Here is a 15,477-nt window from a genome sequence, read left to right on the forward strand (position 1 = left end):
GCTTATTATAAGACAAAGTGAGTCAAAAAGGGCAACTGATTTCTCACTATTTTAGACTAAATTTAAGACACAAAAAATTGTGCCATGACACCGCATTAGAGATAATCAGCATAATAGTTCAAATAATCTTTGCTCATTTCAGGGGTGTTAAGATCCATCACAATACTAAATAAGTCGTCTGATGAACCCAAATCAGTCAAATGTAAAAATAAGCAAATTTCATTTTTTTGATATTTTTGCCGTACAGCTTTTAATGCCAAATGACAAGCACTTAAAAAATCATGCTCTGAGACCAAATCATCATTGAGTAATTGATTAATCTCATCTATGGCTGGATATGCGTAATCCATATCAAAGAGTTCTCGTGTCCATTCTGCAGTATTCCAAAAATCTTCGTCACTGATATCCATTTTACCAGCGACATAGTCCTGAAAATATTCCGCATGATTGATTGCAATCGAAAAACATTCGAAGCTTTCGGTACTCACAATGGCAAAAGCAGATAAATCGGGATAGTGTTTTAACGCAAGTCTAAAATAATAGTCTATTGTTTGCTCGACTAAATCATAAAATTGATGTGATTGCATCATCTACCCCAAAGTACATAAAAATTAAAACAATAAATCTTCAACAGCCACAAATCAAAATACCAGATATTTGGCTTGTTTACCTGTAAGCTGTAAAACCAAATTTTCATAAGCCAGTTTATTCATCGCATCACGTGTGGCTTGGGTTGCTGAGCCAATATGCGGTGTAACCACCACATTATCTAACTCAAATAATGCTGACTCAGTCAAAGGTTCTTTTTGGAATACATCCAAACCTGCGGCAAAAATCTGTTTATTTAACAACGCTTGATATAAAGCTTGCTCATCCACCACTGCACCACGAGAAATATTCACAAATACCGCATGCTTTTGCATTAAATCAAATTGGGCTTTTGAGATCAGATTTTGCGTATGTGGATTTAAATCCACCGCCACCACAATAAAATCTGATGTGGACAATAATTCATCCAAAGGCAAATATTGTGCATTAAACTGATTGGCAATTTCAGGCTTTTCTTTACGACCATAATAGGCAATATCCATATTAAAACCATAAAAACCACGTCGGGCAATCGCTGCACCGATATTACCCAAGCCAATAATACCCAAACGTTTGCCAAAAATATCCATACCAAACTGCTCTGCCGCAACGGTTTTCTTCCATTCCCCTGCCCGCGTCCATTTGTCCAATTCTACCACACGACGAGACGCACTCATCAATAGACTCCATGCCGTGTCAGCAGTGGTTTCTGTCAAAACATGCGGTGTATGTGCCAAGTGAATACCACGAGATTTGAGATAATCCACATCATAATTATCATAACCGACTGATACAGTAGAAATAATTTCTAAATTTTCTGCTGTATGTAATTGTTCTTCACCCAAATAACGCCCTGCCCCAATCATGCCATGTGCATGTTTGACTGCATTCTGAATCTGCTCGGTAATGTTACCTAGTTTTGGATTAATTTTGATTAGGTTAAATTGTTCAGCCAATTTTTGTTCATATTCAGCACGAATACCGCTAAATAAAACGACAGTTTTTTTATCCATCATTTTTACGCCAAAATAGTTAGAATTAAAGCTAAATTAGCACATTAGCAATCTGTAAACAATTCTATTATTTTGAAAGTTTACATAAAAAATCAGCCCTAACATTATCTGTAGAGCTGATTTCTTAAAACAACAAGCAGAAATTATTGCATGACAAGATATTCAAACGCAGACAAACCTGCTTTTGCACCCTCTCCCATGGCAATATTGATTTGCTTATACGGTACAGTGGTTACATCACCGCAAGCAAAAATACCTTTGCGACTGGTCTGACAACGCTCATCAATCTGAATCTCACCAAAACGTGTGGTTTCAAGTAGGTCTTTGACCAGCTCTGAATTTGGCACCAAACCAATTTGTACAAATACCGCTGACAATGGCAATTCTTTAATATCATTGCTATTACGATCTTGATAAACAATACTTGATACTTTGCCATCTGTCGCTTTGATTTCTTGTGTCGCAATCGATGTCATAATAGTAATGTTATCGCGAGCTTCGGCTTTGTTTACCAAAACTTGGTCGGCACGCAATTTGTCACCATATTCAATCAAAGTGACATGACTGACGATACCTGCCAAGTCCAAAGCCGCTTCTACGCCTGAGTTACCGCCACCAATTACCGCAACGGGCTTACCTTTAAAGAAAGGACCATCACAATGCGGACAGAACGCCACGCCATTACCAATATTCTCATCTTCGCCTTTAACGCCAAGCTTACGCCATTTTGCACCTGTTGCCATAATTACAGTACGCGTATCAAAGCTTTCACCTGTATTTAAGGTGACTTTATAGCTCAAATCTGCATTTTCACTGATGCTTTTTACACTCACCATTTCTTTCATGGTAATGTCGTATTCTTTCAAATGTTTAGCAAAATTGGCTGATAATTCATTACCATTGGTCAGCGGAATTGAGATTAAGTTTTCAATATCTTGCGTATCTTTGACCTGACCACCGATACGATCCGCCACCATGGTAACTTTTAAGCCTTTGCGTGCAGTATAAATCGCTGCTGCCGTGCCTGCTGGACCACCGCCAATTACCGTGACATCTTGCTGTGGTAACTGTTCACCTGTTGCAGCACCACTCATCATATCTGGAAACTGCTCTTGCAATTTTTCCAACAATTTTGCGGTGTCGATTTTACCATTGGCAAAAGGTTTACCATTTAAAAATACTGCTGGCACGCCTTGGATATTTTTTTCATTGACCAAATCTTGAAATACACCGCCATCAATCATTTCATTAGTGATTGAATCATTAAGCAAGGCAAATTGATTGAGTGCCTGTACCACATCTGGACAATTATGGCAAGACAAGGAAATAAAGGTCTGAAATTGTAAAGGTTGTTTGATATTTTTAATGATATTTTGGATATTGCTATCCAATTTGATCTCACTACCGCCAGCTTGTAAGATCGCCAAAATCAACGATGTAAACTCATGTCCACCTGGAATACCGCTAAACACGATACCTGTGTCATGACCTTGGGTTTGGATTTTGAAACTCATCGCAGACAGATTGCTATCGGTATTTTCCGCAAGCTCAATTTTATCCGTTGTACTAGCGATTTTACTCAAAAAATCTACCAACTCAGCACGTTGGGCATGCTCACCCTCACCCAATACGAATGTAATCGAACGTGTCATACGTTCACTATAAGTTTTTACTGCATCTAATAAGCTTTGATCTAACATATTTTGACCTATTCATATCAACTAAAAGCCATCATATTATAAAGTAATCTTTATTATTAGACCAGTCGATCAATTTGGCAGTCACCAGAGATTAAATCTGTAAAATTAATCCGTACTAATTAAGTCAAAATTAAATTTTATTTATTTAAAAAGTTTTACTATATTGGGTCAAGATTCTGATTTTAAAGTTAAATTTTTAATTTTTTTTGACTCATAATTTTTAATAAAAAGCTAGTCAAATCGAAAATTTTGGATTATTATAAACCCAGATAGATAAATTAAATCATACTGATTGAATTAAACAATGATATATTTTATTGTTATTTGAACAGTATATTTATCTATAATGACATTTTTTATCAGAAAAGGACAAAATCATGTTTCCAGAGCATCGTGAACTTATTACTCAATTAAAAACTGAAGATCGTCATTTCTTGCGTTTATTTGACAAACACAATGAAATCGACCAAGAAATCATCAATCTTGAAAATGATCCAGTGGCAAGCGTAAGCCGTGCAAACGACATCGAAGAGCTTAAGCGTGAAAAATTAGCCCTTAAAGATGAGTTAGGCAAAATCCTAAACGAACACGCTGAGAAACAAGCTTAATTCTTGTTTTTAGCAATCTAAGCACCTTATATTGTTGCAATTAAACTGCACTATATAAGGTGCTTTTTTTATTTTCCAGATCGTAAAAAATATTTTTTCACGCTACAATCGCATAGCTTTTTCGATATATCTTGTATTATTTTAGGTGGCAGGGACAGCAACTATGTTTGGTATTATTCATCTTGGCACATATATTTTAGGGACAATTGCAATTATTTTACTGCCTGGTCCAAACTCGCTATTTTGTTTGGCGGTATCAGCACAGCAAGGCATAAAAGAAGGCTACAAAACTTTGGCAGGTATTATGCTTGGGGATACAGTGTTGATTCTTGCCACCGTGTTTGGTGCAAGTACAATGCTGAAGCTTTATCCAGAATTGTTTCATGCTATCAAAATTATTGGTGGGCTGTATCTGGCTTATATCGGTATTCAATTACTCAAAGGAGCTTGGCAAAAATGGCAAAGTTTTTATCAAAATCAATTGCTTGCTCAAGACAGCCAAGAAAATGAAAATCAAACAAATGAAAACCAAGCGAATAAAAAAAGTGTCGCTGAACAAAAAAATCAACTAGCACCGTACGCCCCTAAACATCCTTGGTCTAATTTTAATCGTGCTTTATTATTAAGTTTGACCAACCCAAAAGCGATTTTATTTTTCTTATCGTTCTTTGTGCAATTTGTCGATCCGAATTTTACCAATCCTTTATTAAGTTTTTTGTTTTTGGCAATTATTTTACAGCTTGCCAGTTTTTTGTATTTAAATTTATTGATTTTTGCAGGGCAACATTTGGTCGCAAAATTTAGTGATAAAGTGCGTCTTGCCAGTATTGCTATGGCGATGGTGGGTTTGATGTTTATTGGTTTTGCGATGAAGTTGTGGATGGCGAAAATCTAAGATGATATAAAATTATCGTGATATTCAATATTTTAAAACAGGCTATCATTTGTTATGGATTTTCGGATGTATTGCATTTATGATAGCGAATTATTTATGGAAATTTAGGAAAAAATTATGCTACTCACCAAAATCCACATCTGGGATAGTAAAATCTACGCCCCAAGCAAACAACAATTCATCGATGGCAACTTAGACGTACCAGAACATGAAGAAACTGACGATTATGTAGGTTTAACCATAAGTCTAGATAAGTTTATAGGTAAAGCGTTTGAGCAATATCCAGATTTATATTATGAAGGTAATGGTGTCATCATTGAAAGTGTACCCGAAGAGATTTATACACCATTTGTGCAACTGATTGAAGAACTTGCCAATCAATATGGCATGTATGTATATAACTATCTGACTGATACTCTGACCGCACCGCAAAGCAATCCTAACCGTCCACTAGGCACAGCTGAAGCCACTTGGCAAAATCAACTACAACAAGAACAGCAAAGACAGCAAGCCATAGAACAAGGTGAGGAGTTACCACAAAACAAAAAAAGAGATGAACCAATATTACAAAAAAGAGCTTAAAGCCCGTAAGGAACAACTCACCACACCAAAGGTGAAATATACAACGCATGGCATACTTTTAGAGCGTGATGATTTATACTTTAAGCTTTATTGTAACGTGGATTATAATTACGTTAATAGCGGACGTTATGCTATTACAGCTAGTGTGACCATGCAAAGTCACGCCTATGAATACTATAATCTTTTAAAAGAGTCAAAAACTAATTTCAAGCATACTGGTTTCACAAAGGCTCATATTCTTTGGATAAACTTTCAATATTATTATCTAAGTGAAGAGGTGATGGAGAACTATGATCATAGTTTATACAATATGCCAAATGAAAATGATTTAAAGTACAATATTCATCGAGCAATTGATATGTTTACCGATGTCTATCCACATTGTGGCAGTTGGGACAGTCTATATCATTATTATGCCCAAGTATTAGCCAATCCAGAAACCAGCTTTAAGTTGATTAATCACCCCCGTACAATGTTATATAAACCGATTGAATCAGAAGCATTTTTATGGTTAGCCAAAATCAGTAATCAACCAGACTATTCAAGCATCAAACAGCAAACCTTAGAACGAGAAGCCTATTGGTCATCATTATCTGGCTATAGAGGGCAAAGCTATGAAGAGCGTCTCGCTGAGCTGACAGCACAGGTGGCTTTATTAGATGATTTGACAGCTGAACAGTTGATGGCGTATCAGACGGTAGATTTCCCAGGTAAGGGTTCATATGCTGAAATTTAAGAGATAAATTATTCTACAGGTTTAAACCGCACCCCAAAAGTTGGACATAACTTTTGGGGTGCGGTTTATCTTTCAACGCTTTTTTTTAATAAAATAAAAAATCAAACTTACCACATCAAATCATCTGGAATCACATAAGCTGCATACGGATCTTCTTCATCTGTGGTCTGATCTTGTTGCTGCTGTTGCGTAGTGACAATATAACCTGTCAAACGGCTATCGATTTTTTCCGCCAACACAGTCGGCAAAAAAGCATATTCTTGCTCAAGGCGAGCGATTTTCAAACTCCCCGATACCACGGCATTATACACTTGCTGATTGACATACAGTTTTTTGATTTTACCTTCATCAATAAATTGATAACTAATATCGCCAGACGTGTCACTGATACGATGCTGTTTAATCATTTGAATGATATTGGCTTTGAGTGCTTTTTCTTCCAATGCTTGTTGGCGAGTGGCATTCAAAGCTTGGTCCTTTTCAGCTTTTTGTTGTTGCTGTTGCTGGATAGCAGATTTGACCTGTTGCTGCTCGTCTTGCCCTGTTTTTTTGGCATGCTGTGCTTGTTTCGTGGCTTTTTTGGCTTGCTTGGCATCGACCAAACCAGCTTTTAACAATTGTGCTTGTAAGGCATTTTTCATCGATTTTCTCCAAAATGTCAAAGTCTTAAAAATTAACGCTTTCGTTCAGTGCTATGCAATCGCCAATACACAATCCAATACACCATCGTCATCACAAAGCTCAGTATAGCAGGAAGTAAAAATGCATTCAGCAACCAATATTGATAAACAATCGTCGCAATCAATCCACCCAATAAAAAGCCCAATAATATCAAACCATGCAGCAATAAACGGCGTCTTTCTACATTCAATCCACGCAGCATATAGCCAAATGCCAAGCCCAAATCGGTCAAAACCCCTGATAAATGTGTAGTACGAATAATCGTACCACCATAATGGCTCATCATGGCATTTTGTACACCCATTGCCGTAGCAGCCCACAATAAGCCATAACGTGGAAAATATGGCGATGCCATCCAGCTAAAAATAATAAATAAGGTCACTAACGCCAAAGGATAGCCATACCGACGCCCGATTTTTGGTGTACCGCTACCCAAAATATAGCCACTGTATAGTGAGCCAATCACATAACATGCTACCACCAAGATGAGAAAACCCACATGCTCCCACTCATGCTGATAAATCGCTGTGGCAAGCATACTGACATTGCCTGTCATGTGTGAAATGGATTGATGCAAAGCGGTCAGCAAACCCATGACATTGATCATGCCTGCATTGGTCGCAAGTAAAAATACGCTGACTAGTAGCCAATTTGGTAATTTTTGTAAAATCATAATGATAAAGCTTTATACAATATGTGTAGATGCTGATAAAAATGACGCAACAAGCTCACCTATCGAAACACTTCAATAAAATAGATCAGAAGTGTTGCATAGACATGTTATTGTAACAAAAAATGAAAAAACAAACTGCCATTTATGCAATAGCACCACCAAAAGATTTCATTTTGTTTAAAAATAATACAACAAAGAAATGCATTAGGCTTTAGAATAGCGATGTTTTCAATTTTTTTATTCGAGTGCAATAAATAATGTATTTTAGGCAGCAGCAGATTTTACACGCCATCGGTGTTCAGCAATGGATTAGCCGTGATGCTGTTGTGCAAAAAAAACCATCATCTATTTGGCGAGATGTTGCAGATGCCACACCGCTTGATAATCACCATCAAGCTACTACTACAATATCAACGGTATCATTAGCAGATGACAATCTCTCTGCAAAAATAGCCCATCCAAATATTGATCAATTGGATACGGATTATCATCCCGACTATGATACAAATTTTGAAACTGACCATACCGACACAACATTACAGCAGCCAGTCATTACAGCCGATGCGACACCTTTACAGGCTGTACACTATAGCAATGACTTGAGTCTGCTTTTGCAAGTTTGCCAAGCGGATAACTTTTTGCTGATTGCTACCGTAGAAAGTGAAAAACAACAACAACTTTGGATTAATATTCAACAAAGTTTAAAGCTTACTGCTTATCCTCTGTTATGGCCACTCAATATTAATTGGTTTAGTCATGATGCATTGCTACAAGATTATTTAAAAGGCTTCTTTTACGTGCATCCGCAACCCATATTATTATTGGGAGAATGCGAGGCCATCGAATCCTTACAATTAGATCATTTTTCTATCGCACCAAGTCTGGAGCAATGTCTAGAAAACTTTGAACATAAGAAATTATTGTGGCAAAAGATTTATACATATCTAAGCCATTAATTTTTGGATCTTATTTTGAAAATAGCTGATTAAGCTTACAAATAAAAAATTGATGCCGTTTTCAGACATCAATTTCTAGTCAAAAGGCAAATTTAGAATAAACCTGCAAGACCTGGTGGCAAGCCCATGTTATTATTGGCATTTTTCAAACGCTCATCAGCAACAGCTTCTGCCTGACGCACTGCATCATTTACCGCAGCTGCAATCAAATCTTCAATCATATCTGCATCGTCTTGTAGCAAATCAGGGTTGATTTCGATGCGTTTTACCACAAAGCGACCTGTCATAGTGACTTTAACCAAGCCACTGCCCGCTTCACCATGAACTTCAGTCTGTGCCAATTCAGCTTTTGCTTTTTTGACATTTTCTTCCATATCTTTTTGCATACGTTGTGCTTGTTGCATTAACATATTGATATTCATAAAAATTTACCTTTTAAATCACTAAATACAGTGTATATATTTGCATGAAATTGATTTTCTGACAATTCTTTTTGTGTTAGAAAGCCATATTTATAGCCAACTGCTTGGACTTTACTAAAGAATATATCATTCATAAAGTCGGCATCACAAAATGTTTTATCGCATTAAATCAGTTCAAGACCACGACTCAAATCTGCAATAATATCATCAATATCTTCCAGACCAACCGAAACACGGATTAATGATTCAGTAATGCCTGCCTTTAATTTTGCATCATCTGATAACTTACCATGTGTAGTGGTGGCTGGATGAGTAATGGTCGTTTTGACATCACCTAGATTGGCAGTAATTGATAAAATCCTTGTATTATCAATTACTTTCCATGCTTGTTCACGCCCGCCTTCTACCTCAAAAGCCACAATGCCACCAAAGCCAAATTGTTGCTTTTTGATCAATTCATGTCCTTTATGTGTTGATAGGCCTGCATAATAGACTTTTTTGACTTTGCCATGTTGCTGCAACCACTCTGCTAGCTTATGAGCATTACTGCTATGTGCTTGCATACGAATTTTGAGCGTTTCCAAGCCTTTGATAAATATCCAAGCATTGAATGGACTCATTGTCGTACCAAATGTACGTAACACGTTATACGCCCCTTCCAGCAATTCTTGCGAACCGACCACTGCACCGCCCAAAGCACGCCCTTGCCCATCAATATATTTGGTTGCAGAATAAACTACGAGGTCTGCACCTAGCTGTAGAGGTCTTTGTAAAATTGGGGTACATAGGCTGTTATCTATCGCAAGCAAAGCACCCTTTGCGTGTGCAATCTCAGATAACGCACGAATATCAACGACTTCAGTAAGTGGATTTGACGGATTTTCTAAAAATAATAATTTGGTATTGTCTTGCATTGCATCTTGCCAAGCCTGCAAGTCTGTTAAATCAACAAAAGTGACACCAATATCAAATTTGACGATATTTTTTTCAAACAATGCAACGGTTGTACCAAACATTGAGCGAGAGCAAACAATATGATCACCTGCTTTCAGATAACCCAGTAATACAGACGCAATCGCTGCCATACCTGAGCTTGCAGCGACTGCACGCTCAGCACCTTCCATCTTGGCTAAACGCTCTTCAAATGCCGATACAGTAGGATTAGTATAACGAGAATAAATATTACCCTTGACCTCACCCGAAAACTTGGCAGCAGCCTCAGCAGCATTGGCATATACAAAAGAAGATGTGAGATAGATTGATTCACTGTGCTCACCTTCAAAACTGCGGTGATGTCCTGTACGTAATGCAAGAGTTGCCACGTCATAGTCTTCTGAACTTAAGTCACTCTTATCATATGAATGCTCAATCATTTATTTCTCCCAAGATTTATACGGCATGGTGTTTTTACCATGTGGATTAGAAAATATCAGCGTCATAGTATAGCTGATTTTTATTATTTTTACCCTAATATCAGATAATTTTTAATGAGTTTTTATCATTAAGGTCATGATTTGATTTATGATTCCTTATTATATGTGCTTAATATGAATGAATATTACACTTTAGCAACCAAAAAGGAGGAATTATCAGATGTTTTTTGAAAAAATCTGTTACAATCTAAGCAACAAAAGAATTGTTTATCTACGCACGACACATTACCTGTCGTTCGGCTAACATAATTAATTCTTCAGCAGATGCTTATTTTTGGAGAACCACATGAAAATCATCATGAAAAGTGCGATGAAAGTTGTCGTATCGGTCGTCATGTTGTCAGGTATTGGCACTGCCTATGCAAACGACTGTGCGAGCTTACAGTCACAAAAAAATCTTATTTTAGCTTCTAGTGGCTATTGTTTTAACGATGCAAGCTTGCAAGCACAATATGGTCAAGACTGTCATACTAAACGTCCTAAGTTCGACAGTGACGCAGTACGTGACCGTTTCAATACTATTGAGAACCAACTCAAGACCATGAACTGCCCAAAGATTGACTAATTTTTATTACTTATCATTCCAAAAAGCCAGATTCGTTTGGCTTTTTTTATTTCTTCATAAGAATAATCAAATAATTCACTTTACAAAAAAATCATTTTTACATTATTCTAAATTTACTAAATTTTTAATTTAAGGATTTGTATGATGTCAAATTATGACGACAACAATATTTTTGCCAAAATCTTGCGTGGCGAAATTCCAGCAATCAAAGTGTATGAAGATGAAAAAACCTTAGCATTTATGGACATTATGCCCCAAGCAAAAGGGCATACGTTGGTTATTCCTAAAGCCAAAGCTGTAACGCTATTAGATTTGCCAGCTGATGATGCAAGCTATACTATTCAGATCGTACAAAAAGTTGCACAGGCAATCAAACAAGCCCTAGAAGTTGAAGGTATCGTGTTAATGCAATTGTCTGGAGAGGCAGCAGGACAAACTGTACCACACGTTCATTTTCATCTCATTCCGAGTTCTGTACATGACTTAGGAAAGCACAGCAGTAAAATGGGTGATATGACAGAAATTCAAGCCATCAGTGAGCAAATCAAAGCACATATTCGCTGATACTTCTGGACGAAATAAAAAAAGGCGATACTTGATCGCCTTTTTTTAATACAAAATTCTAATTCAAATTTAGGTTAAGCAAATACCGATGATCGCTTGCTTACCTTGCCATTTGAATGGAATAATGTAAGAACGTTGATCTTTTGGTAAGTAGCTATTATTTGGGATGCCATCAACAACGATTGGCGTAGAAATAATAAAGCTTGAACCAAACTCAGCACGCGCGTTACCCGATACTGTGTTAGCAATTTCACCTAACAAATCTTTCAAAATGCTGATAGATGTATCAGGTTCATGCATCACTTCTAACATTGAACGTAACATCGCATTTGGTGCGCTTACGTATACACAGCCCTCTTTAGGACCAGTGATGGTAATAATGCCGCTGAAATCAAAAGCAACTGGCGATTTATTATCCAAAATATAAGGGGTATCAATATCAGTCAATTCTGTACCGATTTGCTTAAAAAAAGCCATCACCGAATTGATAAAGACATTGAGCTTTTCAGCTTCCATAATTCTCTCTTACAATCATCAAATATCGTTCAAATAATTTAATACGATAAAACCAAAATCAGCATAGTTTTTATCATTACTATTCACAAAAACTATCTGATCCAAAATCTAACCTTGCAAATAAATCGCCAGTTCGCCAGTTTGTTCCTGCCAAGTGATCGGAATGATAAACAAGCGTTCACTCTTAGGTAGAATAACACTTTCTGGCGAACCTTTAAAGACTAATGGTACAGAAATGTGAAATTCAGCACCAAATTCAGTGCGTGCATTACCTGAAATGGTGTTTGCAATTTCACCAACCAAGTCTGCGAAGTTGCTTTCTGTCTGCTCTGATTCACCTATACTCTCTAGGATCTGTCGTAGAAGCTGCGTGGTGGCAGTGAAATACACTACCCCACGTTGCGCACCAGATACCCCGATTACACCAGTAAAGTCTAAGACTTTTGGCATAGTATTTTCTAAGATATATGGTGTTTCTACTTCAAGCTCTTCATGACCAAACTGTTTAAAGTAATGTTTGACAATATCAACAAAAACTTGTACTTGTTGCTCTTTCATGAATCGCTCCCTAATCGGTAATGAGTTCGTTCAGTGCTTCAACTAATTCTTCTTCAGAGAAAGGCTTACACAAGAAACCACTCGCACCAAGAGACAAAGCTTCAATACCGGTTGCTTTATCTGACAATGCTGAAATCACCAAGATACGTACGTTTGGCTCTAATGCAACGATTTTTTCGATACATTCTAAGCCATCCATATATGGCATAGTTAAGTCCATAGTGATCACGTGAGGACGAAACTTTTCAAATTTCTCTAGTGCATCTAATCCGTTTACTGCGGTCGCAACAATTTCAAAAGTACGCGCATCATATGCACGCTGGATGCGATTTCGAATAATATTCGAATCATCAACAATCATCATTTTATGCATAATCTATATCCTATTTATACACTGATCGGAAGTCGAATAACAAAACGAGTAAATTTACCTTCTTCGCTCTGAACGTTGACTGCGCCTTGATGTTCTTCAACACGTGCCTTGATGATGTCTAAGCCAACACCACGACCTGCATCTTCATCAACATTGTCTTTTGTGCTAAATCCTGAATCAAATAGATGCATAACAAGCTGTTCTTCAGTCATGGCGTCAACTGCTGCTTGATCAAATTTTTGACTAGAAACAAGTTTTTCACGGATGCTATCAAATTTGATACCTTGACCATCATCTTCAATGATTAAATGCAACTGATTGCTTACAAGCTCTTGTGCTAGGATAATTGTTCCTTTCGCATTTTTGCCATTTGCAACACGTACAATATGTTTTTCAACACCATGTACCACTGCATTTTTTAACAATTGCATTTTGATTTCTTTTACAGCACTATCTAAATGTGCAGGCAACGAAACATCTGCATAGCTAGACGTATCTAAATTCACACGCTTGCCTTGACGTTCAGCAACGTCCTGAACAAACTGTACAAAGTAATTGACTTCTTTGTTTTCAGACTCATTTACAGCTGTAGTAGCTTCAGCAGGTGTACTTTCCACATTTGCTACAGGTGCAACGCTTTCTACTTGTACACTAGATGTTGCAGTGACTGGTTTATTTTGTGCATTTGCCACATCACCTGAGAACGCAGCACCAATACGCTGACCTAAGCTCTCGATCATGTTAGAAAGGTTCAATAAACCATCTAATTGAACTGTTAATGGTAAGAAGTCGTTACCTGTTAACTTAGGCTGATTGCGTAAGCCGCTTAGCGTAGTTTCAGCATCGCTTGCCAAAGCAGTGAAGCTTTGTAATTTCAATGCAGATGACTCACCTTTCAAGCTGTGCATTTCACGATAAATCGCATTAATTTTTGCTTCGAGTTCACCTTGTGTACTACCAGGATTACGAAGAATATCGTTCATTTTGTTGATATATTGCTTACTGTTACTAATAAAGCTTTGGATCAAACCTGGCTCTACGTTCAAGACAGTCGTTAACATATCAATCTGCATTTCGTTTTGTGCACGTTCTTTTTCAAGACGTTGCTCTAAGCGTACTGCGTCAGATACATCACTTACGTTGACCAAAATACGTGCGATATCTTTATTTTCATATACACGAGAGAATTTAAAGTCCAAATAGCGACTAGCACTTGTTCCTGAAGTGTCACGTACCATGACTTTTTTCAGTGGGTTCAAATCTTCTACAAGTTTTTCTTTTACACGTGGATTATACAACTGATCGACGAACTGACGAGTCGTATTCAAATCATGATCTGATACACGACCACGCAAAACGTTTGTTAAGTTTTCACCAGCCAAACGATCTGCACCTACAATTTTAGCCAAAGCACGTGAGAATTGGTTACCAATTTTCAAGTCTTTGTCCAAAAGGAACAAACCTGTACTTACGTTTTCCATGATCTCTTCGGTTTCACGACGTGCTGCATCAGCTTGTGCATCAGACTCACGTAAACGACGTACAAAGAAGAATACGAATACAACGAAGTAACCCAAGATAATTGCTACCCCTAAGATCTGCACCAAACGGATAGTATTCGCAACAGATTGTGCGTCTTTAAAGACTTCCTGCGTCAAACTAGACATTGCATCGTTCATCAGCAAACTTGATGTTTTAGCTTGTTCAGATGCCAAGAATAGATCGTTTTGTGAGTCATGTTGGATATCTACAGCACCTTTTAAATACGTATCAATACGTGGTGCTAGTGCATCCCATTGTTTTTGTGCTTCGTCTAAATCTTTTTGTGCTTCACTATTATTCAAAGCTGATAGAGAATAAGTCGTGCCTGCTGCATCGGTAATTTGACCACCATTTTTCATGGCATTCAAAAGCTGTGGCGTCGTTTTGCTGTTTTCTGTTAGACGTGCAATAACGACTTTTTGGTGAGGAGAGTTTGGATCTTCACCATAAGTGTTTTGCAAGTCAAATAAGTCTTTAATTACTGCCTGTGCGTTGTTTGCTGTGTGGTTGGCAGTGTTAATCAAAAGCGTGTTTCGTTCCAAGGTACGAGACGCAATAAAAGTAAATACCAATAATGCAAGGATCAAAAGTAAGAATACACTAATCGAAAGAATCAAATTTCGATAGCGCTGATTTGCAGCATTTGTGGTTGGTGCGGTTTTTTGCATATTTCTCATCCAATCATTGTTTGACTCAGATCACTGCGGTGCTTAGTCTATTGGCGACGGTTTTTTTCAAGCTGTGCATTCTATTCTAGATTATCAGATAATATCACAGTCGTTAGCTGTACCTTTTTAAGATATTTTAACAGGAATATTAACAGTATAACTACATAGAACGGACGCAACAGCACGAAAGCGGTTGTATCATAAAAGTCGAATAAAATGTTTTCGGACTTTCGGTTGGTTCATGTACTACGACATTAACATAAAATTACAAGTAATAGCAAATCATATATAAAACCATACATTCATGTTTAAGTGATCTTGCATAATTTAGGGTGTGTTGACATACAAAGAAAATCAGTTATTCTGATTATATGAATAGACTAACACTTACTGATGCCCAATGG

The 15,477-nt window shown here is 37.3% G+C and carries 18 protein-coding genes; 7 read left to right on the forward strand and 11 right to left on the reverse strand.

Going from position 1 to position 15,477, the window contains the following annotated elements; translation table 11 throughout:
* Positions 1–95 precede the first annotated feature (95 nt).
* From ACEYX7_RS00270 to ahpF, 3 genes are all read right to left on the reverse strand, one after another.
* The gene (locus tag ACEYX7_RS00270; protein ID WP_374802278.1) at positions 96–587 is read right to left on the reverse strand and encodes a hypothetical protein; all 492 of its coding nucleotides are present in this window, start codon (positions 585–587) and stop codon (positions 96–98) included.
* Between the two features lie 54 nt (positions 588–641).
* Complete coding sequence (locus tag ACEYX7_RS00275) at positions 642–1,601, reverse strand: 2-hydroxyacid dehydrogenase (RefSeq protein WP_374802276.1); 960 nt, start codon at positions 1,599–1,601, stop codon at positions 642–644.
* Between the two features lie 143 nt (positions 1,602–1,744).
* Positions 1,745–3,301, reverse strand: a complete 1,557-nt coding sequence (gene ahpF, locus ACEYX7_RS00280; RefSeq protein ID WP_374900077.1) for an alkyl hydroperoxide reductase subunit F — start codon at positions 3,299–3,301, stop codon at positions 1,745–1,747.
* Between the two features lie 377 nt (positions 3,302–3,678).
* Between ahpF and ACEYX7_RS00285 the strand changes: the two genes are divergently transcribed.
* The 4 genes from ACEYX7_RS00285 (at position 3,679) to ACEYX7_RS00300 (ending at position 6,122) form a co-directional block, all read left to right on the forward strand.
* Positions 3,679–3,909: a YdcH family protein gene (locus ACEYX7_RS00285; RefSeq protein WP_374802272.1), complete on the forward strand. Its 231-nt coding sequence runs from the start codon at positions 3,679–3,681 to the stop codon at positions 3,907–3,909.
* 163 nt (positions 3,910–4,072) lie between these two features.
* Positions 4,073–4,804 (forward strand): leucine efflux protein LeuE, encoded by a 732-nt coding sequence (gene leuE / locus ACEYX7_RS00290; RefSeq protein WP_374802270.1) that lies wholly within the window; start codon positions 4,073–4,075, stop codon positions 4,802–4,804.
* A gap of 117 nt (positions 4,805–4,921) precedes the next feature.
* The gene (locus ACEYX7_RS00295) at positions 4,922–5,386 is read left to right on the forward strand and encodes a hypothetical protein (RefSeq protein WP_374805140.1); all 465 of its coding nucleotides are present in this window, start codon (positions 4,922–4,924) and stop codon (positions 5,384–5,386) included.
* The gene (locus tag ACEYX7_RS00300) at positions 5,358–6,122 is read left to right on the forward strand and encodes a hypothetical protein (protein ID WP_374805139.1); all 765 of its coding nucleotides are present in this window, start codon (positions 5,358–5,360) and stop codon (positions 6,120–6,122) included. Before ACEYX7_RS00295 ends, ACEYX7_RS00300 begins: the two co-directional genes overlap by 29 nt.
* A 107-nt stretch (positions 6,123–6,229) precedes the next feature.
* Here ACEYX7_RS00300 and ACEYX7_RS00305 read toward each other — a convergent pair whose 3' ends face one another.
* Together ACEYX7_RS00305 and ACEYX7_RS00310 are read right to left on the reverse strand one after the other, a co-directional pair.
* On the reverse strand, positions 6,230–6,763 hold the full coding sequence (locus tag ACEYX7_RS00305; protein ID WP_374805137.1) for a DUF2058 domain-containing protein: 534 nt from the start codon (positions 6,761–6,763) through the stop codon (positions 6,230–6,232).
* 32 nt (positions 6,764–6,795) lie between these two features.
* Positions 6,796–7,476 (reverse strand): YoaK family protein, encoded by a 681-nt coding sequence (locus ACEYX7_RS00310; RefSeq protein WP_374805136.1) that lies wholly within the window; start codon positions 7,474–7,476, stop codon positions 6,796–6,798.
* 257 nt (positions 7,477–7,733) lie between these two features.
* On the opposite strand from ACEYX7_RS00310, the gene ACEYX7_RS00315 reads away from it, so the two are divergent.
* Positions 7,734–8,432, forward strand: coding sequence for a hypothetical protein (locus ACEYX7_RS00315; RefSeq protein ID WP_374805134.1), 699 nt, complete (start codon positions 7,734–7,736; stop codon positions 8,430–8,432).
* A 92-nt stretch (positions 8,433–8,524) separates the two neighbouring features.
* On the opposite strand, the gene ACEYX7_RS00320 is transcribed toward ACEYX7_RS00315, so the two are convergent.
* Complete coding sequence (locus tag ACEYX7_RS00320; protein ID WP_374805133.1) at positions 8,525–8,854, reverse strand: YbaB/EbfC family nucleoid-associated protein; 330 nt, start codon at positions 8,852–8,854, stop codon at positions 8,525–8,527.
* Positions 8,855–9,018: 164 nt separating this feature from the next.
* A complete protein-coding gene (locus ACEYX7_RS00325) occupies positions 9,019–10,227 on the reverse strand; it encodes an O-succinylhomoserine sulfhydrylase (RefSeq protein ID WP_374806706.1) in 1,209 nt (402 codons plus the stop codon).
* A gap of 346 nt (positions 10,228–10,573) precedes the next feature.
* Here ACEYX7_RS00325 and ACEYX7_RS00330 point away from each other — a divergent pair, with 346 nt between their 5' ends.
* Together ACEYX7_RS00330 and ACEYX7_RS00335 are read left to right on the forward strand one after the other, a co-directional pair.
* Positions 10,574–10,852 carry a YARHG domain-containing protein gene (locus ACEYX7_RS00330; RefSeq protein WP_374805130.1) on the forward strand — a complete coding sequence of 93 codons (279 nt, stop codon included), beginning with the start codon at positions 10,574–10,576 and terminating at the stop codon, positions 10,850–10,852.
* A gap of 144 nt (positions 10,853–10,996) precedes the next feature.
* Positions 10,997–11,416 carry an HIT family protein gene (locus tag ACEYX7_RS00335; RefSeq protein ID WP_374805129.1) on the forward strand — a complete coding sequence of 140 codons (420 nt, stop codon included), beginning with the start codon at positions 10,997–10,999 and terminating at the stop codon, positions 11,414–11,416.
* Positions 11,417–11,485: 69 nt separating this feature from the next.
* Here ACEYX7_RS00335 and ACEYX7_RS00340 read toward each other — a convergent pair whose 3' ends face one another.
* The 4 genes from ACEYX7_RS00340 to ACEYX7_RS00355 all read right to left on the reverse strand — a co-directional run bounded on the left by ACEYX7_RS00340 (position 11,486) and on the right by ACEYX7_RS00355 (position 15,073).
* A complete protein-coding gene (locus tag ACEYX7_RS00340; RefSeq protein ID WP_374805127.1) occupies positions 11,486–11,932 on the reverse strand; it encodes a chemotaxis protein CheX in 447 nt (148 codons plus the stop codon).
* Positions 11,933–12,040: 108 nt separating this feature from the next.
* Complete coding sequence (locus ACEYX7_RS00345) at positions 12,041–12,490, reverse strand: chemotaxis protein CheX (protein ID WP_374805125.1); 450 nt, start codon at positions 12,488–12,490, stop codon at positions 12,041–12,043.
* A gap of 10 nt (positions 12,491–12,500) precedes the next feature.
* On the reverse strand, positions 12,501–12,863 hold the full coding sequence (locus ACEYX7_RS00350) for a response regulator (protein WP_374805124.1): 363 nt from the start codon (positions 12,861–12,863) through the stop codon (positions 12,501–12,503).
* Between the two features lie 14 nt (positions 12,864–12,877).
* Complete coding sequence (locus ACEYX7_RS00355; RefSeq protein WP_374900078.1) at positions 12,878–15,073, reverse strand: ATP-binding protein; 2,196 nt, start codon at positions 15,071–15,073, stop codon at positions 12,878–12,880.
* Positions 15,074–15,477 lie beyond the last annotated feature (404 nt).

Origin of the sequence: Hubeiibacter jixunmingi, from assembly GCF_041928215.1 — a bacterium.
In the GTDB taxonomy this organism is placed as follows: domain Bacteria; phylum Pseudomonadota; class Gammaproteobacteria; order Pseudomonadales; family Moraxellaceae; genus Acinetobacter.

Excerpts from the sequence above, each read along its gene's own strand:
- ACEYX7_RS00270 (WP_374802278.1), bottom strand. The coding sequence starts at position 587 with ATGCAATCACATCAATTTTATGATTTAGTCGAGCAAACAATAGACTAT.
- ACEYX7_RS00275 (WP_374802276.1), bottom strand. The coding sequence starts at position 1,601 with ATGGATAAAAAAACTGTCGTTTTATTTAGCGGTATTCGTGCTGAATAT.
- ahpF (WP_374900077.1), bottom strand. The coding sequence starts at position 3,301 with ATGTTAGATCAAAGCTTATTAGATGCAGTAAAAACTTATAGTGAACGT.
- ACEYX7_RS00285 (WP_374802272.1), top strand. The coding sequence starts at position 3,679 with ATGTTTCCAGAGCATCGTGAACTTATTACTCAATTAAAAACTGAAGAT.
- leuE (WP_374802270.1), top strand. The coding sequence starts at position 4,073 with ATGTTTGGTATTATTCATCTTGGCACATATATTTTAGGGACAATTGCA.
- ACEYX7_RS00295 (WP_374805140.1), top strand. The coding sequence starts at position 4,922 with ATGCTACTCACCAAAATCCACATCTGGGATAGTAAAATCTACGCCCCA.
- ACEYX7_RS00300 (WP_374805139.1), top strand. The coding sequence starts at position 5,358 with ATGAACCAATATTACAAAAAAGAGCTTAAAGCCCGTAAGGAACAACTC.
- ACEYX7_RS00305 (WP_374805137.1), bottom strand. The coding sequence starts at position 6,763 with ATGAAAAATGCCTTACAAGCACAATTGTTAAAAGCTGGTTTGGTCGAT.
- ACEYX7_RS00310 (WP_374805136.1), bottom strand. The coding sequence starts at position 7,476 with ATGATTTTACAAAAATTACCAAATTGGCTACTAGTCAGCGTATTTTTA.
- ACEYX7_RS00315 (WP_374805134.1), top strand. The coding sequence starts at position 7,734 with ATGTATTTTAGGCAGCAGCAGATTTTACACGCCATCGGTGTTCAGCAA.
- ACEYX7_RS00320 (WP_374805133.1), bottom strand. The coding sequence starts at position 8,854 with ATGAATATCAATATGTTAATGCAACAAGCACAACGTATGCAAAAAGAT.
- ACEYX7_RS00325 (WP_374806706.1), bottom strand. The coding sequence starts at position 10,227 with ATGATTGAGCATTCATATGATAAGAGTGACTTAAGTTCAGAAGACTAT.
- ACEYX7_RS00330 (WP_374805130.1), top strand. The coding sequence starts at position 10,574 with ATGAAAATCATCATGAAAAGTGCGATGAAAGTTGTCGTATCGGTCGTC.
- ACEYX7_RS00335 (WP_374805129.1), top strand. The coding sequence starts at position 10,997 with ATGTCAAATTATGACGACAACAATATTTTTGCCAAAATCTTGCGTGGC.
- ACEYX7_RS00340 (WP_374805127.1), bottom strand. The coding sequence starts at position 11,932 with ATGGAAGCTGAAAAGCTCAATGTCTTTATCAATTCGGTGATGGCTTTT.
- ACEYX7_RS00345 (WP_374805125.1), bottom strand. The coding sequence starts at position 12,490 with ATGAAAGAGCAACAAGTACAAGTTTTTGTTGATATTGTCAAACATTAC.
- ACEYX7_RS00350 (WP_374805124.1), bottom strand. The coding sequence starts at position 12,863 with ATGCATAAAATGATGATTGTTGATGATTCGAATATTATTCGAAATCGC.
- ACEYX7_RS00355 (WP_374900078.1), bottom strand. The coding sequence starts at position 15,073 with ATGCAAAAAACCGCACCAACCACAAATGCTGCAAATCAGCGCTATCGA.